The organism is Segatella maculosa OT 289, from assembly GCF_000243015.1.
In the GTDB taxonomy this organism is placed as follows: Bacteria; Bacteroidota; Bacteroidia; order Bacteroidales; family Bacteroidaceae; genus Prevotella; species Prevotella maculosa.
The window spans coordinates 284,466-308,137 of sequence record NZ_JH594501.1; the positions used below are offsets into that span (position 1 = coordinate 284,466).

At 51.0% G+C, this 23,672-nt stretch carries 15 protein-coding genes; all 15 read right to left on the reverse strand.

Annotated features, from left to right (window positions below):
* Positions 1–3: 3 nt before the first annotated feature.
* The gene (locus tag HMPREF9944_RS03360) at positions 4–846 is read right to left on the reverse strand and encodes a DUF481 domain-containing protein (RefSeq protein ID WP_044113296.1); all 843 of its coding nucleotides are present in this window, start codon (positions 844–846) and stop codon (positions 4–6) included.
* Positions 847–925: 79 nt separating this feature from the next.
* Entirely contained in the window at positions 926–1,798 is an 873-nt protein-coding gene (locus HMPREF9944_RS03365; protein WP_008564447.1) for an AraC family transcriptional regulator, read from the reverse strand.
* Positions 1,799–1,871: 73 nt separating this feature from the next.
* Entirely contained in the window at positions 1,872–2,798 is a 927-nt protein-coding gene (locus HMPREF9944_RS03370; RefSeq protein ID WP_044113297.1) for an alpha-L-rhamnosidase, read from the reverse strand.
* A 307-nt stretch (positions 2,799–3,105) separates the two neighbouring features.
* Complete coding sequence (gyrB, locus tag HMPREF9944_RS03375; RefSeq protein ID WP_008564449.1) at positions 3,106–5,076, reverse strand: DNA topoisomerase (ATP-hydrolyzing) subunit B; 1,971 nt, start codon at positions 5,074–5,076, stop codon at positions 3,106–3,108.
* A gap of 442 nt (positions 5,077–5,518) precedes the next feature.
* Positions 5,519–6,232, reverse strand: a complete 714-nt coding sequence (locus HMPREF9944_RS03380; protein ID WP_008564450.1) for an ABC transporter ATP-binding protein — start codon at positions 6,230–6,232, stop codon at positions 5,519–5,521.
* Between the two features lie 91 nt (positions 6,233–6,323).
* The gene (locus tag HMPREF9944_RS03385) at positions 6,324–7,712 is read right to left on the reverse strand and encodes a DUF5687 family protein (protein WP_008564451.1); all 1,389 of its coding nucleotides are present in this window, start codon (positions 7,710–7,712) and stop codon (positions 6,324–6,326) included.
* Positions 7,713–7,770: 58 nt separating this feature from the next.
* A complete protein-coding gene (locus tag HMPREF9944_RS03390; RefSeq protein WP_008564452.1) occupies positions 7,771–9,915 on the reverse strand; it encodes a M3 family metallopeptidase in 2,145 nt (714 codons plus the stop codon).
* Between the two features lie 571 nt (positions 9,916–10,486).
* The gene (locus HMPREF9944_RS03395; RefSeq protein WP_008564453.1) at positions 10,487–11,614 is read right to left on the reverse strand and encodes a glycoside hydrolase family 88/105 protein; all 1,128 of its coding nucleotides are present in this window, start codon (positions 11,612–11,614) and stop codon (positions 10,487–10,489) included.
* Positions 11,611–12,798: a DUF4861 family protein gene (locus tag HMPREF9944_RS03400; protein ID WP_008564455.1), complete on the reverse strand. Its 1,188-nt coding sequence runs from the start codon at positions 12,796–12,798 to the stop codon at positions 11,611–11,613. The genes HMPREF9944_RS03395 and HMPREF9944_RS03400 overlap by 4 nt, the downstream gene beginning before the upstream one ends.
* A gap of 13 nt (positions 12,799–12,811) precedes the next feature.
* Positions 12,812–14,062, reverse strand: coding sequence for a DUF2264 domain-containing protein (locus HMPREF9944_RS03405; protein WP_008564456.1), 1,251 nt, complete (start codon positions 14,060–14,062; stop codon positions 12,812–12,814).
* Positions 14,059–15,882 (reverse strand): heparinase II/III domain-containing protein, encoded by a 1,824-nt coding sequence (locus HMPREF9944_RS03410; RefSeq protein ID WP_008564457.1) that lies wholly within the window; start codon positions 15,880–15,882, stop codon positions 14,059–14,061. The genes HMPREF9944_RS03405 and HMPREF9944_RS03410 overlap by 4 nt, the downstream gene beginning before the upstream one ends.
* 29 nt (positions 15,883–15,911) lie before the next feature.
* Positions 15,912–17,027, reverse strand: coding sequence for a glycoside hydrolase family 43 protein (locus HMPREF9944_RS03415; protein WP_008564458.1), 1,116 nt, complete (start codon positions 17,025–17,027; stop codon positions 15,912–15,914).
* The gene (locus tag HMPREF9944_RS03420; protein ID WP_008564459.1) at positions 17,024–18,733 is read right to left on the reverse strand and encodes a discoidin domain-containing protein; all 1,710 of its coding nucleotides are present in this window, start codon (positions 18,731–18,733) and stop codon (positions 17,024–17,026) included. The genes HMPREF9944_RS03415 and HMPREF9944_RS03420 overlap by 4 nt, the downstream gene beginning before the upstream one ends.
* Before the next feature lie 333 nt (positions 18,734–19,066).
* Positions 19,067–20,758, reverse strand: a complete 1,692-nt coding sequence (locus HMPREF9944_RS03425) for a RagB/SusD family nutrient uptake outer membrane protein (RefSeq protein WP_008564460.1) — start codon at positions 20,756–20,758, stop codon at positions 19,067–19,069.
* Positions 20,759–20,784: 26 nt separating this feature from the next.
* Entirely contained in the window at positions 20,785–23,649 is a 2,865-nt protein-coding gene (locus HMPREF9944_RS03430) for a SusC/RagA family TonB-linked outer membrane protein (protein ID WP_008564461.1), read from the reverse strand.
* Positions 23,650–23,672: the final 23 nt, after the last annotated feature.

Below are 23,672 nucleotides of genomic sequence, written 5' to 3' on the forward strand. Positions count from 1 at the left end.
TTCTTAGAAAGCTATGTCAATACCGGCATCGACAGTGGTATAATCTTTGCGTATGGGAACGATGGGAGATGTGTCATAAATGATGCGATAAGTACCACGAATGCCTATCTTTGGCGTGATATGATAAGCCAAATCCACAGCACCACCGAACCGGGCACACTTGGTATAGCTGTCAGGTTTAGCCTGATGGATAGCCGTGGTGGTCAGTTCCCAATGTTCTCCGATTGAATGTCTGAAACTAAGTGACAGGTGACTCTTCACACTGCGGCTGTAAGCGTGGTCGCTGATGCCTACGGGTGGGTCGGGATATTCCCATTTTTCGAATTCATAGAACACGCCTATGGCTGCGAACATGAGGCAATGCGCGGAGTTCACCAGCCGGTAACGCGATTGCAACCCTGAAGATACCTTGAAAGTCATACCGCGACTGCCTGCCCATTGCGACTCAACATAGGGGTAAACCTCGAAAGCATGATGAAGCAGGTAGCGATATTCGGCATGCACATAGCCTCCGCTCACCGTGATTTTCTTGCCATAAGTAGAGAATTCGAGCTTATTGATGAGGTTTACTACGCGGTTTCGGTTGATCAACAGGTTGAGATTAGCCGTATTTTTAAGAGTGAGCACATTCTCTTTCTCTGTTTTGAAGTCGACAACCGGCTGTAGTGAGCCTTGTATGGTCTTTGTACTGTCGATAGCCATCGTCATGTTTTCCGAGAAAAGCATCTGGGCTTGTGTCGGAAGTGCAATAATGAGCCCAATAAACAGGTAGAAAAGTCTGCTGACATGGCTGTTCTTACGGGCATGAAGTCCTTTCCCTTTTTCCTGAACCATCTTTTTATTCATGTTATCATTCGTCTTTTTCAGTTTTGGGTTGCAAAGGTAAGGATAATATTTCAAACAGATGGGGCCCTAAGTCTGTTTTTTACGTCTTCCTATATTGTGACGGCGACATGCCGACATGCTCCTTGAAATACTTTCCCATAAAGCTTTGGTTGGAGAAATGCAGCTCGTTGGCAATCTCTTTGATGCTCTTTGCGGTGTTCTTTAGCATCACCCGCATTTCAAGCGTCACGTAATAGTCAATCCAAGCATTGGGGGTTCGGCGGCTGATGGCCTTTACCGACTCCGAAAGATACTTCGCTGTGATATTCAATTGCGCTGCATACCAGCCCACACGCCGTTCATGTCGGAAGTTACGTTCAACGAGTTCGATGTAGTCGAAGAATATCTTTTCGCTGCGAGAGTGCTTGTGTTTCTCGCTGTTTTGAATGCGATAGATGGCATTACTGATGTCATAAATGAGCGTTTGAAGCAGAGATTTCACCGTTTCCACACGGAAATGGTGGTCGCTATTATCGACTTTTTGCTTCAACAAATGGAAGTAATTGCTAAGCATTTCGACCTCTTCTGGCCGGAGTTCGCATACAGGATGGTTCTTTGAAAACAAGAAAAGAGACGACAATTCGTGTATGCCTGAGATGCTTTCCCTAAAGAAACGGTCGGACAACATGAGCCCTATTCCGTTGCAATCTTCGCTTAAATCGTAGTCATCCGTAACTTGTCCGGGGCTGATAATGATGATATCTTTGGGGCGAACCACATGTTGTATGGTGTCAACAGTGTAGCGAGCCGTGCCCGAAGTGCACAGCGCCAGCAACAGACATCCCATTCTTCTGGGCTCTTCGGGCAGTGGAAGTGCGGCCAAAGCGTCCAATAAAAGGAGGTCATTCTCTATGTGGCTGCCCTTGTGAAGCTGTAGGGCTGAGGCCACGGTTATCTCTTTCATATCCGTCATAGCACTCGTCTTTGTTTGCAAAAGTAATAAAAATAGGAATATCTTCGGCCATTTTCGGCAAAAAGAAGCGGGGTTATTGCCAACCGAAGTGCAGGTATGAGCGCGTCTCGATGCCCTCGATACGCTCGATACGACTACTTCTAAACGGACCGTCACCCGTGGCCCAAACCCGCCGGAACAGTCCTCTTGTGAACTTCCGATAGGCCTGTTCGTCCGTTTCTCCACGGCATTGATAGCGCAGACCGTTGATGTTCAGCCACGAGTCCCTATGGGCATTGCGCAGCGTCGCCCTCACATAGCCGTAGAAACCTGTCTGAAATTCATAGCAGACCGTGTCGCCTTCCACGACACGATAGGCCGGAATAAGAACCTTTGCGACGCGTTCGGCAGGATAACACACCTCGCGGTAATCCGTTTTTCGCGTGCAATCGGGAGGCCGACAAGTAGCCCCTTGCCAGCAGGCAGGGGCAAAATCAGAGCCGTTCCACCCTCTCTGACAGGCATCGGGCGCACGGAATACCTCGCCACCCACGCTGTCAAGGCCGATATACGCCTTGCGACAAAGCCAGTTCTCATCTGCCGTGAAACTGAAGAAACGGTCGTCGTGCCCCCTTCCGAAATAGGAAACGGCCACCTGTCGCGGCTGAACATGCGGATAAGACGGGCCATACCACAGGGCAATCGTATTGCTGTCGGGGCGCAAAAAGCGCGTCACATCGAAGCGAAGGCATATCGGCTGGTCGTCTTTTTCCTGCGGTCTGAACGGCATACGGCTGTCGGTCGACACATTATAGCCGTTCACATAAAGATCGAAAAAGCCTGTGGTCGTGACCTCAATCGCGGCAAAACGCGGTCTTCCCGCGCAGAGATAGGTATGCCGAAACCATAGTTCCGAGGTGGAATCCGGCTCGGCACAGCCTATCCATCGGGGCAGAAAGCCTTGCGAATGCAGGGCCGTTGCCTGTAAGAAGAACACAAAACCGAAAAGCCATTTAACCATAACAAGGAACAAAAATAAATATGTAACGAGGCCGTCACATTGGTTTTTGCACTCAGAGGGGGCTCTTTTTTCAATTACATCCCCCTCTCTTTTCAATTACATCCCCCTCTTTTTTGAATTACATCCCCCTCTCGCGTCCGTGAGACCCGGGTCTCACGCTCGTGACATCCCCGTCTCGCGTTCACGAGACCCGGGTCTCACGCTCATGACATCCCTATCTCTTTTCATTCAGAGGCGGATATTTAAAATCAAAGGAGGCTGTGTCGGCTTGACACACCCTCCCGACAAATAGCAGGTTTGACCGGTCTTACGCGTCGATATTGGCGTAGGTGGCGTTCTGTTCGATGAATTCGCGGCGCGGTTCCACGTCGTCGCCCATCAGCATTGAGAAGATTTCGTCGGCTTCGGCCGCATTCTGTATCGTCACTTGCTTCAGAAGACGCGACGAGGGGTCCATGGTTGTCTCCCAAAGTTGCTCGGGATTCATCTCTCCGAGACCTTTGTAGCGTTGCGTATGCAGTGCTTTGTCGTCCTCTTTTCCCTCAACATACTTGTCAATAAAGGCTTGACGCTGCTGCTCGGTGTAGCAATATTCGCTCACTTTCTTATAGGAACACTTATACAAAGGCGGCGTGGCAATATAGAGATGTCCGTCTTCTATGACCTTTGGCATGAAGCGATAGAAGAGCGTCATGATGAGCGTATCGATGTGAGAGCCGTCAACATCGGCATCGGTCATAATGATAATCTTGTCGTAACGCAGCTTGTCGATGTTGGCTTCGCGGTCATCTTCGCCCTCAACACCAAAGCGAACGCCGATGCTTTGTATGATATTCATCACGGATTCTGCCTCGAAAACGCGATGCCATTGCACCTTTTCTACGTTCAAAATCTTGCCTCTTAGCGGAAGAATGGCCTGTGTATAGCGGTCGCGACCTTGCTTGGCTGAGCCTCCCGCAGAGTCGCCCTCGACAAGGAATATCTCGCATTCTTTCGGGTCTTTGTTGGAACAATCGGCCAGTTTTCCTGGCAAACCGCCACCCGACATCACGCTTTTTCGCTGCACACTCTCGCGGGCTTTGCGCGCAGCGATGCGGGCCGTGGCAGCCAAAACCACCTTTTCACAAATCTTTTTTGCCTCAATCGGGTGCTCTTCCAGATAGTTTGAAAGGGCCTCACCCACGGCTTGTTGAACTGCTCCGGAGACTTCGCTGTTACCTAATTTGGTCTTTGTCTGCCCCTCAAACTGCGGCTCTGCCACCTTAATAGAGATGACTGCGGTGAGTCCTTCGCGGAAGTCTTCGCCCGCAATCTCTATCTTTGCCTTCTCAATCTGCTTGGCAATGGTAGGCTCTGCATCGGCATAAGTCTTCAAAGTACGGGTCAGTGCGGCACGGAAACCCGTGAGATGGGTTCCTCCTTCAATGGTGTTGATGTTGTTCACATAGCTATGTATGTTCTCCGAATAGTCGGTGTTATACATGATAGCCACCTCGATAGGAATGCCTTGCTTCTCGGTTTTCAGGTAAATCACATCGTCGAAGAGATGCGTGCGATGCCGGTCTACGTAGCGAACGAACTCTTTCAGTCCGTCTTTCGCATGGAAAACCTCTTGCCGGGTCTTGCCTTCTTCGTTGGGACGGAGGTCGGTCAGCGTGATACGGATACCCGCATTGAGATACGCCAGCTCGCGCATTCGACTGGCAACGATGTCCCATTTAAAGGTTGTTGTGGTGAAAATGGCGGGGTCGGGCCAGAATTGTTGCCGCGTACCTCGCTTGTCTGTCTCGCCAATCACCTTGACCGGATAGAGCGGTTTGCCCTTTTCATACTCCTGTTGGTAAATCTTTCCGTCGCGGAACACTTGGGAAAGCATGTGCGAAGAGAGTGCGTTCACGCAGCTCACACCTACACCATGCAAGCCACCGCTCACCTTATAAGAACCCTTATCGAACTTTCCTCCGGCATGAAGTACGGTCATCACGACCTCAAGAGCCGACTTATGGAGCTTCTTATGCTCGTCCACAGGGATACCACGGCCGTTATCTTCGACCGTAACCGAGCCGTCTTCGTTGAGCGTAACCGCCACATCTGTGCAGTAACCTGCCATGGCTTCGTCGATAGAGTTATCCACTGTCTCGTTGATAAGATGGTGAAGTCCCTTCTCACTGATGTCACCTATGTACATAGCCGGACGCTTACGCACAGCTTCAAGCCCCTCAAGAACCTGAATATTCGAGGCAGAATAATTTGCCTCGGTGTTTAGATTTTCTGCCATTTCTTTCAATAGTGTGATTGAATTGCAAAGATACTAAAAAATAAACAGACTGCGAAACTTTTCTACGCTAAATTACATTAACGTGCATGGGCACAGCGGTTGAAATCTAAGATGCGTCGCCCTGCAAAATCATTTCAGCCATTTTACCGCGCAATATCAGCCTTATTGCACGCTAATGTCAGCCTTATTGCACGGTAAAATGGCTGAGATTGAAACGCAAGGCCCAAGTCGTTGATTATCAACGGGCCTGACACTATGAGCCGCTCGACTCTATGTAGGGACGCACGACCTGTGCGTCCGCTCCAACAATCGTGTATTTGCGTTTCTTTCGCCTTGAGTGGACGCACGAGCCGTGCGTCCCTACATTCTCCGCCCTGTCACATTGCGCGCTGATATTCCCCTCTCAATGTGCTGAGAGCGGGCTGTTTGTGGAGTGACTGCCTTATTCGGCTCCGAAATAAGCCTTGAGTTCGGTCATTGCACTGCCCTCTTCATTGGGCAAATCTTTGATGAGTAGGCCCCTTTCGAGCAGCAAAATGCGTGATGAAATGTCTGAAACAAAGTTCAGATTGTGGCTCGACAAGACGACAGTCGTGCCCATTTCCTTGTTCACTTGATGGATGGTTTTGGCGATTTGTATCTGTGACGACGGGTCAAGATAGTTGAAAGGCTCGTCTAAGATGAGCACTTCGGGGTTGATAATCATGGCACCGAGAATGCCAATCTTCTGTCGGTTGCCTTCCGAAAAGTCGCGGATATACTTCTTGGTGCCGAGGATTTCGTCGTGCATCAAGGGCGCATAGCTGGCCAATCGCTCGTCGATGGTCTCCTTCGATAGGCCGTACACGTTGCCGATAAAGGTGAAATATTCCTCCGGGGTGTAGAAATCTATCAGGAAACGGCCGTCGATAAACGAGCCTGTATAGTGCTTCCAAGCCTCGTTTTCGTTCACTTTCATGCCGTTGCTTAGCACATATCCGTCGTCAGCTTTAATCAAATCGAGCATCAATCGCATGAGGGTCGTCTTGCCGGCCCCGTTGTTTCCCACGAGACCGATGAGCTCTCCGGCGTGTATGGTCAGCTCCGGAATGTCGATAACCGTCTTGTCTCCGTAGACTTTCTTGAGGTTCTTAATGTTTAATTCGCAGTTCATCATTCACAATTCTTCATTTATAATTCACGATAATGATTGGTTCTCTATCTCAGTCTCCCCTCCATTGGAGGGGTAGGGGGAGGCTTTTGTGACTTTATTTCATAAAATCCTCCATTCGTTTGTACCTTTTCGCCATGAACTTATGGGCAACCAAGCGCAGCACTCCCTTAGACGTGCCCAGCAAAAGCAGGCCGAGCACGGCCGTGATGGCGTAAACCACCAAGGCATTGTCTATGAAAATGGCCAACAACGCGTAGGCCGCCACCGGGATAAGGACAACAAATCCATAGACATTCACGCCCATGTTAGCCCCTTGGTAATTGAAGAATGCCGACGAAAACAGGTCGATGCGCTTGGAGAAAAGGCAGGTGGGCAACAGCAATACGTTGGAACCTGCACCCAAAAGAAGGGTGGAAAGCCACGCCATCGTCGTCCAATAACCAAGGAAAATGCCCGGAATAAGCAACACAGCTGTAATGGAATCGAGCAGCAAAAAGAATAGGAATTTGCGCTCAAGCATGCCATATACCGACACAGGTTTGGTCATCAAGCCATGGAAGAAGTTGCCTTCAATGCCGAAGATCCATTGACCCAGCATCATCGAAGAGAACATAACGGCCAGCAAAAGGAATATTCCCGCCATGGCACTCTCGCCGATTTCGTCGCTCATCGTGCGATTTTGGAGATAGGCTTGCAGCGTCATAACGACGACAAGTGTCAGGTATCCCGTGCGCAAACGCTTGGAACGGAGCAGCGAAATGTACTCCATACTGAAGAGCGATGAGCCACCTATGCGCCCAGCCTTGGCTTGTTGGCCGCGCTGTTCATTGTAATGTTTGACGTAACAAAGGTAGGCATAGACGGTTGCCCCAAAGCCCAAGGTGGCAAGGAACCATGCCACAACGCTGCCAAAGGGCCCGAACCAGCTCATAAAGAAAATCATGAAAGGTATCGCCAGACAGTAGTAGAAGAGCAACATCAGCCACAACGGCAGTTTATATTCCCAGCCTTGGGCCTTCCGTAGCCCTGTGATTAGCAGGCCATCTGCAATGTTTAGCGTCAGCGAAAGACCGAAAGCGAGCAGTGCATAGCCTGCAGACATGAGCAAACATGACAGTCCGAAGACCATGATAGGAATGAACCAATTGAGGTAATCCAGCAAGTTGAGCACCAAAAGAAAGCGATTCCACGTGGCTTGCGGGACGGGTTTAGACCGCAAGTAATCGTCCATTCCGGCGGCATCTGTCTTCAAAAGGAACTTCATCAACAGTTCCATGGGAGAGAACATGACCACAAGTGGGACGATAATGAGCTCTAAATTGTCGCTTCGAATGGCCTCGAAAGGATTGCTTCCTCCCTGCCAATGGCCGACAACAAGGCCGACAACCACGCACAGCACCATATAGATGAAGATGCCCATGCGCTTCCAATCAAACGTTCTTCGCTTCTGTGTCCACCACAGTTGCAGCAATATTTTCAGCATAAAAAGATGATTTTATCGTTCATAATCTACCATGTGCGACGCTTCATTCAGCGTTCTTCTACATTCCCCTTGCCTTCATTAATGCCGAAACATCAGGCGTTTTCAGGCCAGTGAAGTCGGTAAAGGTTTGCATAAGGTCCTTTGTATTGCCACGACTGAGCACTTTTTTGCGGAAATCCTGGCCTACTTCGGGGTTCAATGCGCCGCGTTTGGCGAAGCAAGAAGCGATGTTGTCGGCCAAAACCTCAGTCCACAGGTAGCTATAATAGCCCGCTGCGTAGCCTCCACCCCATACATGATTGAAGTAAGATGTGGCATATCGGGGCGGAACCTGCACGTCCAAGAGACCGATTTCACGAAGCGCTTCACGGTCGAATGCCGCTGCTTGGCCGGCTGTCGGCACGTTCTTGGCCGGCAACATGGCCCATGCCATGTCCAAACATGTGGCAGCCAAGTTCTCTCCCAAGGCGTAAGCGGGTTGGAAATTGATGGCTTTGAGCATCTTTTCCTTGAGGTCTTCGGGCATTGGTTGGCCCGTTTTCGTATGCCTTGCATAGTGATTAAAGACCTCAGGAACAGTGGCAAAGAACTCGTTAAACTGTGAGGGCATCTCCACAAAGTCGCGTGCTACGGCCGTTCCGCTAAGCATATTGTACTTACAATCGGACAATATTCCGTGCAAGGCGTGGCCGAATTCATGGAACATCGTAGTCACTTCGTCCCACGTCAGCAGCGTGGGTTGCCCCTCAGGTGCCTTGGCATAGTTGCATACATTATAGATAATGGGCTGTTGTTTGCGCCATTTACTCTGCTTGGAAAAGCTGCTCATCCATGCTCCCCCACGCTTTGTTGGCCGGCGAAAGTAGTCACAATACCACAAAGCAAGGGGGCGTTTGTCTTTGTCGAAGACCTCGAACACACGCATATCTTTGTGATATGTCGGGATATCTTTGCGTTCCTTGAAGGTCAATCCGTAAGCTCTTTGGGCGGCATAGAACACACCATTGACGAGCACACTGTCGATATTGAAGTAGGGTTTCACGTCGTCTTCGGCGAAACGATACTGTGCTTGCTTCATCTTGGCCGAGTAATAGAAGCGGTCGTAGGGCTGAAGTCGGAAGTCTTGTCCCTCACTTCGGCGGGCAAAGTCCTCGATAGCGCGTGTCTCGGCCTCGGCTTTCGGCCTGTAGGCCGCAATGAGTTGCTTCAAGAAAGCATAGACATTGTCGGGCGTTTTGGCCATGGTACGCTCCAAGGAGTAGGCCGCATAGTTCTTATGGCCCATGAGTTCGGCCTTCTCGGCCCGCAGTTTTGCTATCTCCACCACGATAGGATAGGTGTTGAACGCGCCCGTTCCGTCGGCCCGATGCAGCGAGGCTTCGAACACGCGGCGGCGCAAATCGCGGTTTTCGAGGTGAGTCAAGATGGCTTGTTGGGTGGTGTTGACAATCACAATGCAATAAGGTGCCTTTCCACCGCGGCGCTCTGCGTCTTTTCGGCACTGGGCAATGTCGGCCTCGCTCAGCCCTTTCAGCTCGTCTTTGTTGTCAACCCACACCGCTGCATGGTTGGTAGCGTCGGGCAACATGGTGCCCCATTGCTGCTGAAGCTCGGCAATCCGCTTGTTGATTTGCTCCATGCGGGCCTTCTTGTCGGCTGAAAGCAGGGCACCGGAACGTACAAACTGCTTGTAGATTTCATCTAACAGCTTGCGGTCTTCGCCTTTCAATGTGGCGCGTTCGCGGTCATATACGTATTTGATGCGGCTGAACAGTTTGGCGTTGAACGTGATTTCGTTCTCCAAATCGGTCAGTTGCGGAATGATTTCTTTCTCGGTTTTGGCAATGACATCGGTCTTGTCGGCACCCGTCAGACAGAAGAATACGCTCGAAACATGATCGAGTAGTCGCCCACTTTCCTCATATGCCACGATGGTATTGGCGAAAGTGGGTCGCTGTTTGTTGTCCACAATGCGTTTGATAGCCTTGCGTTGCGCTTGAATAGCCGCTTTCAGTGCCGGCAGATAGTCGGTTTCATGGATACAACTGAAGTCGGGTGCTGCGAAAAGCAAGGCACTATGGGTCAGCAATGGATTGTTTTTGACCCCTTCTTTGGGCTGTTCTACTGCGTTTAATAGTGCGACAGACGATGCCAAACCGGCCGTAACCAGCGTTCGTTTGATGCGGGTGTTGATTTTATTCATGCTTTGTTTGTTTTGTGTTTGCGCTTTTTAGCGGTACAAATATAAGCATTTTTCGCCGAAAAAACCATGGTTTTGTCGATAAAAGCATGCAGATGGGCCGTAGACCCAAACCAAATGAAAAAGCAACGGAGTTCGGAATAATATCCAAAATCACCCATTTCATCGTGCAATCTCACCCATTTCACCCATCAATCAGCCATGATGGAAATGTAGGGACGCACGGCTCGTGCGTCCGCTCAAGTGGAACTGAAAAGCAAATACATACGGTTGTTGAAACGGACGCACGGACCGTGCGTCCCTACATGCCTTTTGCCTGCAAATCACCTTCATAATAAAACTAATCCTAAAGGTTAAAGTTCAATGTTCAAAGTTCAAAATCAAAGTCCCGACATGCGCTCAAACCATTCTCGGTTTCAACCTTATTGACAATCAATAACTTATACCTTACGTTCCAATCTCAGCCATTTTAGCGTGCAAAATGGCCCATTTCATCGTGTAAAATGGGTGAGATTGCGCGGTAAAATGGCTGAGATTGAAACGCAATAGAATCGGGATTAGAAACCGGCTTTATTTATTTGGTGCCGGCTTTGAGGTAACGATAGTATTCACAGGCGGCAAGAAGGAAACCGCCGACACCGAAGTTCGTCTCGGAATTGCGGTCGACGATTTGGTCGGGAATAGCCTTTTCGCCAATGGGTTGCACGTAGCCTACGCGCCCATCGGGCTGGAGTGCTGTGTTTTGTAGGTAGTTCCATGCGCGTTCGACCGTCTTTTTGTACGATTTCATCGGCAGAATTCCGTTGTTAATTCCCCAAAGTAAGCCGTAAGTCAACAGTTCCGTTCCGCTGGTTTCGGGTCCGGGAGCCTGACGAGGATCCATCATTGAGCGCGTCCAATAGCCTCCGCGCTGTTGCAATTTGGCTGCGGCTGCGGCCAAGCGACGGTATTTTTCGACGAAGAAATCGTAGTGTTGATAGTCTTTGGGCAGGTCTTGCAGCACCTTTGCCAGCCCTGCAAGCACCCAACCGTCGGCTCTTGCCCAGAAATCTTTCTTGCCGAAATTGGTCTTATGCTTGGGATAAACATATTTGGCATCGCGGAAATAGAGGCCGGTTTCATGGTCGTACATGAGGCTATCGGTGAAAAGTATGCAGGAATACATCTTGTTCAGATACTTTTGTTCGCCGGTTAGCTTGTACATCTTGGTCATTACGGGCATTGACATAAAGAGTGCATCGGCCCACCACCAATAATCTGACTCGGGTGCATCGGCCATATAGCTCATCACTTCCTTGGTCCGTGTAATCTTATCCTTTGTCGGTGAGATTTTATAAAGGTCGATATAGGTCTGAAAACAGGTCTGCCAATCGCCGAACAAGACGTGGAATTGATATTCGCCATAGTGTTGATACTTCCATTTCTTTGGGTCTTTCTCGGTTGCTCCCTGCCATCGATTGTGGATAGCCCATCGCATTGAATAGCCAGTAAAGTCGGATTTGGGGAAAAGTTGCACCACTTCCATGTTTCCGATGTGGTAAACTGCGTCGTCCCAAAAGGCGCGAGTCTTGTAAGTGTGGTTACTTTGCCAGTTGTTGTTGACGCGTTGGATGATTTCTGCAACGCTTTCGGGTGTCTGTTGCTTGGCCCACAGCGGCAGAACGCCCAGCCATAAGGCCCAAAGAATGATTGATTTTTTCATTGTTTTTCAATAGTTATTATAAATGAATGTTTGAGATTATCGAGAAACTGCGTGCTTTCCAGTGTCCAATGTGCAAAGGTTGGCACGTCATAACAGCTCCAAGCCGCTCCGAAGTAATAGGTGAAAGGCTCGCCACGGTAGCCGTTTTTGATGCCCAAAGCATGGTTGAGATGTTCAAAACGTGCGATTTCATCGATTCCATCGGGGTAAAGAACGCCTGTGAAAATCAGTGCCCCCCACGTCTCAGGTCTATCGGTTGGGTCGGCATAACAGATGAAACGGTCGCCCAAAGTGAGGTCGCTCTCACCGTGAAGTACTATGCCCGAAGCCAGTTGTATGGGCGATTTGATGCCGTCATACCACACGGTCATGCGGTTGAAATGTGAGCCTTTGTCGAGCGAAATCAGCCGATGTTCGGTGATACCTTCGGCATTTGGGGCGAAATCAAGGCGCAAAGTGAACCGCAACGGACCGTTATCCAAGATGCGAAAATCACTGTAACAATAAGGGAAAATCAGCCCTTTTGGCCCCATCAAAGCAGGCGCTCCGCAACCCAAAGTGGGCCCAACACCGTAGGCATCCATGCCATTTCCGTGGTCAAGATGAAAGGAAGTGGCGCGGTTGATGGAGTCGGCTTGGGCGTTAAGTCCGGCTTTTCGCAGCGAATCTTCCTGCATATTGCCTCGCCAATCGTCCAAATATCGTTTGGAAAACACGGGGGTTGGCGTGTTTTTCGTCCATACATCGATGCCGAATGAGCGTTCGCCTGTCTGCTGAAGTGCAGGCCCATAGACGCGGAAACCGATGCGGTCGTTCTCCCAAGCAATGTCATCTTTGCGAATAGGATACTGCATTCCGAAGACCCATAACGGCTGTTTTGCGGGTGCTTTTGGCTGAATAAGGTAAGTCATCTTGCCCTTTGGAGGCACGCAGACCTCAAAAATCAGTTTGCCATCATGGGTGAGTTGGCTGGGTTGTTCCAGCCCGATTTGATTGAGAACACGCAACGGTGTGGTCTCACTTACGGCCAGTTTGGCTCTTAACGGTGCGGCATCAAGGCTCGCCAACTCATGGCGGGCGTGCGCTAAAGTGTTGGTAACACTGACGCGAATGTCTTTTGCTTGCGACGGAAGAAAGCCGGCGAGAAAGGCCAAAAACAAAGTGATATAGTTCTTTTTATTCATCTTTCGAGCGTGTTTACCATTTGTCACGTGTCTGAATGTCGTCAGCCCAGCGGTGATCCTTGGGGAAAGGTTGTCCGTTCCAAGCCTTTACCTGCGTCCATGGCTGTGGTGCTTCTGTCCAAAACGGGTGATCAGCTGGCAGTCCGAGGGGCATAAAGACCAATGAAGTCATGTAGAGTGAGCCGTTATTCGTGTACCAATCGGCCGTTTCGGGCTGAGAACCGCAGAAGCCAATGGTGAGGAATCCCTGCCGATTGTAGTTCTGTTGCTGATCAAACATGCGGTGCATCACCTGCGTTAAGGCCGCTCTTACCTGTCCGTTTGTCAGCTCTTTCGGCATCTGTTGATACCAAGCTAATAGCGCCAAAGGCTGCATTGCGGCCATTCGATAGGGTATCGAGCGACCGAAAACGGGGAAGGTTCCCTCCGGAGATATAAGCCGTTCGAGGATAATGGCATATCTTTGGGCACGCTTTAAAGCCCGTGCATGGTATTTGAAATAGTCGATCCGACTGTTCACTTTGGCGTCGGTCATCGCCTGAAGTGTCTCTAAATAAATCGGATGAAAGACGTAACTGCTGTAGTAATCAAAGGCAAATACGGGGCCATCGGCATACCAACCATCACCCACATACCACTCTTCTACCTTGCGACATGCCGTGTTTACGCGAAAGATATCACACATATTGCCAGCCTTAGCAAGGAAACTTTCGATGACAGAAGAGAAGAGAATCCAATTCGTATAGGGTGGATCAACACGGCGAAGTCTCTTGAATTCGTTGAAGTATCTCGCCTTGGTTGTCTCGTCAAGTGGCTGCCATAAGACATCATAAGCACGCAAAAAGCTTTCTGCAATGTAGGCGGCATCAACGAGATTTTGGTCGGAAACGCCCCAACAAAGATAGTCGGGAGAGGCGGGGTCGACCGCATTTCGATAGCTTGCCAAGGCCCATTGACGCAACTGTTTGCGTTGTATTCCCTCTGAAGTTTCATCATCTGGCAGGGCCAACCACGGGGCAATGCCGGCCATCAGCCGGCCGAAGGTCTCCATGTAGACCACCTTTCGGTTGCGATTGTCGAAACTTGGGCTGAACTCTGTCAGCATATTCTGTTGCAGTTTTCCTTGTGCCATGTTCTCCAATACGGGCCGAGCCATCTGATAGGCTTGTGCTGCCCAATAAGCACGGTCGTTCTGTTTGGCTTTCTTGGCCACGGTTCCCATGCATACCAGCAGCAAACACAAGGTCGATATCATCTTCTTCATTGTAGGCAGTATATGATTTTGTTTCTTGTTTTCTTGTTGTTCACGGTCATCACAATACGATAGAGATGCGGTCCCCACACACTTTTGAGCAAAGAATCCATACGCTCGCTGACATCTTCAATCGTGATGACGACTTGTTGCGATGGATAAAGTAACCGATGTTTGCCAAGTTGCAGGACACCACTTCTGGAAATGGTTGGCAGGATAGGTGTCATAAGCATGATGCGCTGTGGTTCTTTCCATTCAGAGAGCCGGTAGTCTTCGGTTACCACGACTGTTTCACCGGCTTTCAGTTCGACTTTACGTTGCCATGACGTAACTTGTGCCGAGGCCGGATAGGCCGGAGCGATGTCCATGGCGAGTGATTTCGGGTGGTATTCCACACGGGTGGCACGATAAATCTCGCCTCCGTGCTGGTCGATTCCGTTGATTTTCGGCAGGTTATGATAGGCCGATTGCATGGTCCACAGCTTGTAACGGTCGGCCGAAAAGGTAGCCGAAGTGTATTCGCCCACACCGACATCAATGAGTAAAGGTTGTGCGTCGGCATAGACAATGAACGACCCCACGTCGTTGTGATTGTGGCTTTCGGCATTTGTTCCACCTTTCATAGCAACGTAAAAACCATGCTTTTTATTGTTGTTACGTGCCGTCATAATCTGTAAATCGGGCAACCACACGTTCTCAAGTAGCGGTTCTGCGGGCCTTTCGGCCTGTAATTGATGGAGATTTGAAAGCAAAAAAAGTTCGCGTCCCAGTGTGGGAAAATTGCCACTGGCGGCAAAAAGCGTTGAAGGTCGGTGGAAGAAGTCTTTCTCTTTTGCAATCCAAGCCGCGTAACGGCGCATCGTTTTGTCGCCGGCCCACAATGCGAAAGGATAAAGAACATTGAGTTGGACGACAGAACGGTTGTCGTGGGCGTCGGCGAAATTGACACAATATCCATTACCGATATACATTTTATATATATAAGCTGCCATGGCTTTTATTTTCTCCTTGGGGAGCGAGGCCGGAACGGTCAGATTGGCTGCTTGCATCAGTTGCAGACAATCGAAAAGCGAGGCCGCGGCACGGTCCCAATAGAATGTTCCCTCGTCACAACCGCCATCTGATGGGTATTCATCGGCGAAATACTGCAAAGCTGCCGTGATTTGTCGCAGGGCTTCGGCCTTTCTTGCCGCATCGTTTTCACTGATCAGCACGGCCGTCAGCCAGTTGGAACAGATCCAAGGTGTCCAGTTCATGCGGCTGTGTTTCCACCAATAATCGGTCTTCAAGGCTGGTATCAGGAGTCGACGCCGCACTTCCTTGTCGATGGTTTGCCTTAAACCGCTTCCCAAGGCTTCTCCCAACATATAGTTTATCCATGCAGCTAAGCCTGCAGTTTCGGCATTGAAGAGGTCTACATTTTGGTCGGTTGACAGCGGGCGGTCGTGTCCGTAGTGGGCCGGAATGCCCCACCATGGTTCGCTAAATAGGTTCTCCAGACCGCATTTCAAGTCGGGAATGAAACGCCCTTTACCCTCGATTATCTCGGCAAGTGCCAGAGCGGCCAACCGAGTTCGCTTTTGAAAGCACAGCCGTTCATAGTGGGTTCGGTTGCCCGTATGCTTGAATTCGCCGAAGACGGAGTCGGGAATTGTTGGCCAAGGTTGACCGGCATATTGTGCGCCATAGGTGATATAGCTTTGCCGCATGGCTTGAGGAACGGAGTCTCTCCAATAAGTTGATGATGCACGGGGCATAGAAAGCTGTGCAGAAACGGCCGTGCATGCCATGCACAGCAAAAGCAGTAGGAGTGTTCTCGGCCTTGTCTTCATTGGTTCTTGTTATTGGATAAAAGGAACGTTCAGGGCTTGATGCTCCATTGGTCAGTCCATTGAATGACGGGCTTTCCATCTTCAAACGTTATCGGCAACCATATATAGCGGGCATCACTCGGTTGTTTCGGTCGCCAAATATCGGCCATGAAGACGAAATGCGGGTCTTTCGGCGTACCAATTTGCAGGATATAGGTGCCCTGACCGCCGAAGGTAAGATCGGACTTCGGCCCGCGACAAGGGTTGTCTACCTGCGTCCAAGGGCCTTGAATGCGTTTGGCAAAGAACATACGGGCCTTGTTGGGCGCCCAACCTGTACAGCCGCTGGTAATCATCCAATATACACCTTTATATTTAAAGAGCGTCGGTGCCTCGTTTTGTCCACTCGGAGCCATTCGCCAATAGCGTCCCGTGTGGTGCAGATAGTCATCGGTAAGCTCGGCAATATGTAGGGTCAGGTTGTCTTCGGAAGAGAAGATATGGTAAGCTTTCCCGTCATCATCGACGTAAACCGTCTGGTCTCTGGCCATCTGCCCCTGTGCATAATCGCGTTGAACAAAAAGACCTTTGCGAATCAGTTCGCGCCATTCGGGCGTCCACCATTTTATCTGTCGGCCTGCATTATAGGTCGTGCTGTCGAGTGAACCAGCCCAATCTTGAGGCCAGATGCCGGGACATGAGCGCGAAGAATAAAGGTATTGATAGGGGCCTTCGGGCTTATTGGCGACGGCAACGCCATAGCGTGCGGCAGCATATCCGCGTCCTTTCAGTTCCAAATGAAACCACATTACATACCGACGAGTCTTGGCATTATAGACCACCTTCGGCCTTTCGATGATGCAACCACGTTCTATGTCATTGTCTTTCTCATTGGAAACAGAGAGAGCAACGCTGCGGTAAGTCCAGTTGGCAAGGTCAGTTGAACTGTAACAAGTGACACCCACCATAGCCGCACTCGTCGTGTCGGCCTTGTGTTCGCCAAACCAATAGAAGGTCTTGCCCCGTTTCAGGATACCTCCTCCATGCGCATTGATGTGAATGCCGCGGTTATCGGGCCACAAAGCGCCGGGGCGAATGTTGTTTCCGGCCTTGATGTTGCCCGAAAGACACGTCAGAAGTGTCGCTAATGTCAAGATGGTTCTCATTCTGCTTTGTTTTGATAGACCCTTACATAGTCGATATAATAGTTGATGGGGAAGGCCGATTCGTCGATATGCCCGCCATTGTCACCGCCTAAAGCAAGGTTCAGCCAAATTAAATTGCCGAAGCCGGGAATGGAATTGGCGAAGGGATTCTGCCCACTGCCATCGGAGAAATCGCAAACTTCATTGTAGGTATCGCGTGTGCTGACCTCGTTGAGCAACTCATCGTCTACGTATATCTTCAGACTTTCGGGCGTCCAATCGAGTTTCCACACGTGGTATTTGTCGGTCCACTGTGCATCTTTGGCCTGAAAGTGCTCCAACGGAATGACTTTCGACTTCCAACGGCCTTGCCAACGCGTCTTCGTACCCCAGCAATAGTTGGCATGCAGGGCCGGCTTACCGTTCGAGGGATAAGACTCCATCAGGTCTATTTCACCGCCAAGTGGCCATTCGAAGCGGTTGCCCACCTGCCAAATGGCCGGCCACGAGCCGCTTACCGTGGGGATTTTCGCCCGCACTTCGACCGTTCCATAGCGGTAAGTAAAACGGCTCTGCATCGAGGCACTGGTGTATTTTGCGCTGGCGCGATTCTTCTTCCAGTCGCTGCTGCCGGCCTGATAGTTGGGATTGCTCACGTTTTGCCTGCGGGCCGTGATGACAAGGTGCCCCGAACCGTCGAGCGCGGCATTGCCTTCTTTCATGTAGTATTGGTCTTCGTGGTTGCGCTGAAAGCCCTCCTCGAACTTCCACTTGGCAGGGTCGGGCTGGCCGGTGCCCTCGAATTCGTCGCTCCAAACGAGCATCTTCTTGCTTTGTTCGGTCGTTTCGGCCTCCGGGTCGTCAACAACCACGTCGACATCATAGAACGAGAACTCCGACATATGGAAGTAATTGCGGTTGCCACTGGTTGAAGTGACGAGGAAACGGAGGTACTTGAACTTCTTTCCCGGACGGAAGAACGTCGAGTTATAGTCGGTCTTTCGGCTCGCAGGAAGGCCCGAAAGCGTGGTCACCGTCGTCCAGTTCGTGCCGTCGTCGCTGACGAGCAGGTCGGCCGATGTGGGGAAACCGTCGGCGTTTCCCGTGTCGCGCGTGGTGTATTTGATGGCGAAATTCTCGTGTTCTTCATTGAAATTGATTTGGATGTATTGCGGTAACGGCTTTTGTGGCGACGACCAACGCGTGTGGAAGAAGGTCGACGTGTTGCCGTCGATAAGGTTTCTGATGGGGCCTTCCGACGGTTCCTGATTGTCGGTGCTCAGCTGCGAGGCCGTCAGCGTGACGCGCGTGCGGCTCCGTTCGGCGTAACTTGCAGGCGCCTTGCCCGAGCGCGCCTTCACTTCCACGGGCGAGGCGGCCGTTCCGTCGGCGTTGTAAGCTTGGAACGTGAACGTATAATCGCCGTATTTCTGCAGCGTGTTGCTGATGAGCAGCTCCGAAGTGTGCCGGGAAACCACCTGCGTCAGCCTCCGACCGTCAGCCGGGTTCACGTATGAAACCTTCATGTATTCATAGGTGGCCGCCACGGGTGCGCTCCAGTAGAGCTTGATTTGTCCCGGTAGCGCCTCGGAACGAATCTCCGACGCCGTTAACGTCTTGGGCTCACCGAGGTAGCCCGTACGCTCCATGTTCGTGATGTTGTCGGTGCACGACGCGAGGAGCATCATCACCGGCAGGGCAAATAGAAATGTCATATATCGTTTCATGTCGTTAAGTTTTAAGTGATACATCTGTATAAAATCGTGTTGTCTGCTTTATAAACTCGTATTGTCTGCACGAAGGAGCCGCATCTTTCGAGGTCCGCTACAGTGTTCCAAGAAAGTTCCATGCTTTGGAACACACAGTTCCTCCTATTGGAACGCACAGTTCCATATACTGGAACTCACAGTTCCATGTACTGGAACACACAGTACCAAGGCATGGAACTTTTGTGGAACTGCATATCCGTGTCGATAGATACGCCCGGCCCTGCCGTTCACCACGGTTTGGCAACGGCGCAGGCAAGGCTGAAAGTGCGGCTTCTGCATGATGTTGGCGGGTCAATAGCCCGGGTTTTGCGTGAAACCTGAGCCTGTGTGCTTCATCATCTCGCTGTTGGAGATGGGCCAGAAGTAGAGTTTGTCGTCCCAGATGCGGCTGACCGTGTGGCGTGTATAGGCGAGTGTTCCGTCGGCTTTCTTCGTGATTTTCATCTCGACGATATCCTTGTGGCTCGCGCCTTCGCGCCAACGGCGGATATCGTTGTAGCGATGTCCCTCGAAAGCGAGTTCCACCATACGTTCGTTCTGATACTTCTTCCAGAAGTCATCTGCGCTTAATCCCGTTGGGAGGGCAGGCATGTTGACGTCCGCCCGGCTGCGGATGACGTTAACCGCCTCGCGTGCCGACATGGGAAGGTCTGGTGTGACGGCGTCGGCGCTTCTGCTGTATTTGAACATGGCTTCGGCATAGTTGAGGTAGAACTCGCCCAAGCGGTAGGCCACCCATGAGTGGCGCTTGGAGTTGCCGTTTACCGAAGAGATGTTGACCGTGCCATCGAGCAGCTTCTTCAAGTAGTAGCCCGTGGGCGTAGCACCCACCTTGGGTTCGCCGTTGCTTCCGCCGTAATATGTCTCAAGTGCAGCTGCATTGTAAGACGGCCAATTCTTTTCACCGTTCACGGCAATGGTCATGGCAAAGCGCGGGTCGCGCCCTTCGTAAGGCTTTTCGGGGTCATAGCCACTGCCGGCCTCGTTCCACAACTTGCCCGTTGCCCGCATTTCGTAGGCATCGACGAGCGTCTGTGTGGGGCAGTTGCCGGAGTTTCCGTTCTCAACGCCCATCGGATAGTTGCGTCTTTCCAAGTCGTTCAGGTCTCCGATGCGACGGGCCATAATGACTTCTTTGGCTTTCCAGTTGTCCGTCCCCCACAGTTCGGCGTATTTGCCAAGGCTCACGCCGTAGGCTGCGCACGAGTCGATGACGGCCTTGGCGGCCAGTGCGGCCTGATGATAACGCTCGGCAGTCTCTGCGCCGAAGAGCGGACTGGCGGCGTAGAGTAGCGTACGTGCCTTCAGCGCCAGTACGGCCAGTTTCGTCACACGCCCCGTTTCGCCTGCTGCGGCATCGTCGGTCAGTCCGGCATAGCTGGCAGGCAGGTGGTTCAATATCTCGTCGCACTCCTTCACGACAAAGGTCATCACGTCTTGCGCCGGCGTTCGGCCGAGGGCGTTGGCTTGTGCTTCGGTGAGCACTTCGGTAGTGAAGGGAACGGCTCCGTAATACTTCACCAGCAACGCATAGTAGTAGGCTCGCAGGAACCGAACCTCATAAGGCAGGCGGTTGAAGCGTACCATTTGATTCTTATAATCCTTGTTGAACTTGTAATCGGAGAAGTCGCATTCCGGATAATGGGCAAGGAAATAGTTGGCTTCGCGAATGGGAGCGTAGTAGCCGAAGAGCGAGGGCGTATTCTTGGAACTTAGCGATCCGTTCGTGAAATAGTTCACTTGGCTCGACTTCCACGCATATTCGGCCTCGTCGCAAGCCGAAGCCTGCATGCCGCCGTCAATCATTCCGTAGTCGTAGTCGAGATAGCTATAGATGTTGGTCACGAAGCCCACGGTGTTGTCGAAGTTCTTGAACACATAGTCTTTATTGTAGTTGGAGAACTCGCGATAGTCCAATTCATCGCCGCACGATGCGAACAGCGCCAGGCAAAGGGCTCCTCCTAATATATTCTTGATATTCATTGTCGTTTAATTTTAGTTGTTATTGATCAGAAACCTAATACCACGCCCAACGAAACGGAACGCATGACGGGGTAATCGGCGCCATAGCATTCGGGATCGGCACGTTTGATGTGGTCGAGACACAGCAGGTCAATACCACGAACGTAGAACTTTGCATTCTTAATGAAACGCGAATTGTTGAACAGCGTTGCTGGAAGATGGTAGTAAACCTCTACGTTGCGCAGCTTCAAGAACGAGCGGTCGGCCAGCCAAACGGAGTTGACCGTGTAGTTGTTCTGATTATCTTCGGAGGAAAGGCGAGGGTAAAGTGCCGTGTTAGCGGTCTCGGGTGTCCAGCGATTCTCGAAATAATACTGTCCGATATTCGTATTGTTGACCAGCGGACGATAGACGGACTTCGTGTTCAGTATGGCAGTATAGTTGGCCACACCTTGGAACTGTGCGAAGAAGCCGAGCCCCTTGTACTCCATTCCGAGATTGAAAGCGTAATAGATTTCGGGGCAAACGGTGTTGTAACCCATCTTCACATAGTCGTCACCATCAATGACATTGTCTCCGTTCTGGTCCTTAAATTTGATGTCGCCCGGCTTGGGATTGGTTCCCAAACGCTGCACGGGACTGTGGTCGATATCTGCCTGATCGGTGAAGAAGCCAATGGCCTGCAAGCCGAAAATCTGATTGACAGGGTTCCCGGTGCGCTTCTCATAGTCGTAAGCCCGCGGTTCTTCGTATTCCTCCTTAATCTTATTCTTGGCCAAGGTGTAGTTCATTCCAGCTCGAAGTTGCAGGTCTTTGGCAATCTCCTTATGATATTGTGCGCCCCATTCGAAGCCATAACTATCAACGATACCACCGTTCACGTAGGGATGACTGATGCCAACGACGTCTGAGTTCTTGCCCGATGAGGCCACCCAAATGTCACTTCTACGCTGGTAATAGCCGTCAATGGTTAGGTCGAGTGTGCCGAAGAGCGTGGCATCCAAGCCTACATTATATTTATAGGCCTTCTCATGTGTGGAGTTCATTGCAGCCAAACGGCCCTCTTTCCAACCGCTATAGGCATCGTAATTCGACCCAAGGTTGTAGCCTCCGCCACCCGTGAATACTTGCTCCCAGTAGCCTTGTTCGGGGATATGGTCCAAGTTGATGATGCCCCATGAGCCCCGAACTTTCAAGAAGTCCACGAAGCGCATACCTTGCATGAAGTCTTCCTTAGAGAGCAACCACGCCGCCGAGAGTGTGGGAGAGAAGGCCGTCCGGTGTCCGGGAGCCAGTCTGTTAGAAGCCGCCAAGCCCAAGGATAGGTCGGCAAAGTACTTCCCTTTGTAACCATAGTGGTTGTAGAGCGACGCCGACGTACGGTAGATGGTGTTGTTCTGTCCGTTGGCATTGCGGAATTCATAGTTCCACATGAGTACCGATTGCAGCTTGTGTTCACCGAAACTACGGTCATAATTGGCCCCGACCCCAAAGTTGAAGTTACGGTTCTGCCAGTCCAGTTTGCTGTCGGCACTCATGTTGCTGTCCGAACCGGCTTTGTATTGTGTGATACCGGTGGGCTCGCCGTTGTTCCAACTGCCTGCCGAAGCCATACCGTATTGATAGCTTCGCGTGTGGTTTTCCCAATAGGCGGCGATATTGTCATAGGCAAAGCGCGTCCAGGCACTCAATCCTTGTGTGACGGACGACAGGTCTTGCCTGAGTGTTGCGTCTGCAAAGAGGGCGCGTGTGTGCGCTTTACTGTAAGCACGTCCTTGAGTCAGCGCCACAGGATTATAGTAACCGGTCCACGTTGTGTTGCCACCCCAGAGTCCGCTTTCGGTCTTTATCGGGAAAGCTGCGGCCGGAACAGTGTATATCTTGTCCCAAAGTGCATCGCTCGATAGGCCGGGACGCGATGCCTCCAACAGTACTCCGTCTAAGTTAACAGCCAGTTTCGTGGTCGTAGTCAGATCAATGTCGAGGTTGGTTCTCAGGTTGGCCTTGTTGTATTTGTTCTGTGTTGAGTAGCCTTCGTTCTCGTTCGGGTGGGCAATAAAGCCTGCATTGTTGACCAAGTTCACCTGAGTATAGTAGCGAAGACGGCTGCCTCCGCCTCGGAAACTCAGGTTGAAGATGTCGCTTGCTCCATGGTTTCGGAATGTTTCGGCTATCCAATCAACATTCGGATATAGGTAAGGATACTTCCCAGTTTGGAAAGCATTGAGTTCGTTGGCGGTGTAACGTGGTGCCCTGCCATCGTTGACATAGGCTTCGTTCAGGGCTGTGGCATAGTCGTAACCGTTGACGAATTGCGGCCGACGTGCCTCCCATGTGAAGCCGTGGTCATACGTGAACTTGATTTCACTGAAGTTATATCGGCCCCGCTTCGTGATGATATTGATGGCCCCGTTGGCTCCTTTATAGCCGTAGAGTGCTGTTGCCGGCGCATCTTTCAAGACGATAACGCGCTCCACTTCTTCTGGACTGATGTTCGTGATGTTGCGTTCGATGCCGTCAACCATGATCAATGGCGACGAACCATTGAGCGATTGGAGACCACGAACAAAGAATGTTGGCTCGAAAGAAGCGTAGTCTCCTGTTCCTTGCAGGGTTGTTAAGCCGAGCACCTGACCGTAAAGTGAGTTGCCTATATTCTTCGAAGAGCGTCGGTTTATGTCGTTACTCAATGCTACGGACATGGTACTTTCGCCCAAAGTCTGTTCTATTCCGAAGCCTAAGTTGACCGGTTGCGAAGCATGGCTACCGGCAGTTTGCACGTTACAAGTGTAAGAGAAAAGGGTGCCTTCTCTGTGTTGTGAAGCATGACTGCCGGTTTTCAGCGTGTCGGTCTGTGCCTGCGCTGCCATACCGACTGCCAATGCCAAGACAAATGTTATATGTCGTTTCATTTTATTCAAGATTATGTTTTCTG

Coding starts and splice junctions, on each gene's coding strand:
- HMPREF9944_RS03430 (WP_008564461.1), bottom strand. CDS start 23,649: ATGAAACGACATATAACATTTGTCTTGGCATTGGCAGTCGGTATGGCA.
- HMPREF9944_RS03405 (WP_008564456.1), bottom strand. CDS start 14,062: ATGAAGAAGATGATATCGACCTTGTGTTTGCTGCTGGTATGCATGGGA.
- HMPREF9944_RS03370 (WP_044113297.1), bottom strand. CDS start 2,798: ATGGTTAAATGGCTTTTCGGTTTTGTGTTCTTCTTACAGGCAACGGCC.
- HMPREF9944_RS03415 (WP_008564458.1), bottom strand. CDS start 17,027: ATGAGAACCATCTTGACATTAGCGACACTTCTGACGTGTCTTTCGGGC.
- HMPREF9944_RS03395 (WP_008564453.1), bottom strand. CDS start 11,614: ATGAAAAAATCAATCATTCTTTGGGCCTTATGGCTGGGCGTTCTGCCG.
- HMPREF9944_RS03425 (WP_008564460.1), bottom strand. CDS start 20,758: ATGAATATCAAGAATATATTAGGAGGAGCCCTTTGCCTGGCGCTGTTC.
- HMPREF9944_RS03400 (WP_008564455.1), bottom strand. CDS start 12,798: ATGAATAAAAAGAACTATATCACTTTGTTTTTGGCCTTTCTCGCCGGC.
- HMPREF9944_RS03420 (WP_008564459.1), bottom strand. CDS start 18,733: ATGAAACGATATATGACATTTCTATTTGCCCTGCCGGTGATGATGCTC.
- HMPREF9944_RS03360 (WP_044113296.1), bottom strand. CDS start 846: ATGAATAAAAAGATGGTTCAGGAAAAAGGGAAAGGACTTCATGCCCGT.
- HMPREF9944_RS03390 (WP_008564452.1), bottom strand. CDS start 9,915: ATGAATAAAATCAACACCCGCATCAAACGAACGCTGGTTACGGCCGGT.
- HMPREF9944_RS03365 (WP_008564447.1), bottom strand. CDS start 1,798: ATGACGGATATGAAAGAGATAACCGTGGCCTCAGCCCTACAGCTTCAC.
- HMPREF9944_RS03380 (WP_008564450.1), bottom strand. CDS start 6,232: ATGATGAACTGCGAATTAAACATTAAGAACCTCAAGAAAGTCTACGGA.
- gyrB (WP_008564449.1), bottom strand. CDS start 5,076: ATGGCAGAAAATCTAAACACCGAGGCAAATTATTCTGCCTCGAATATT.
- HMPREF9944_RS03385 (WP_008564451.1), bottom strand. CDS start 7,712: ATGCTGAAAATATTGCTGCAACTGTGGTGGACACAGAAGCGAAGAACG.
- HMPREF9944_RS03410 (WP_008564457.1), bottom strand. CDS start 15,882: ATGAAGACAAGGCCGAGAACACTCCTACTGCTTTTGCTGTGCATGGCA.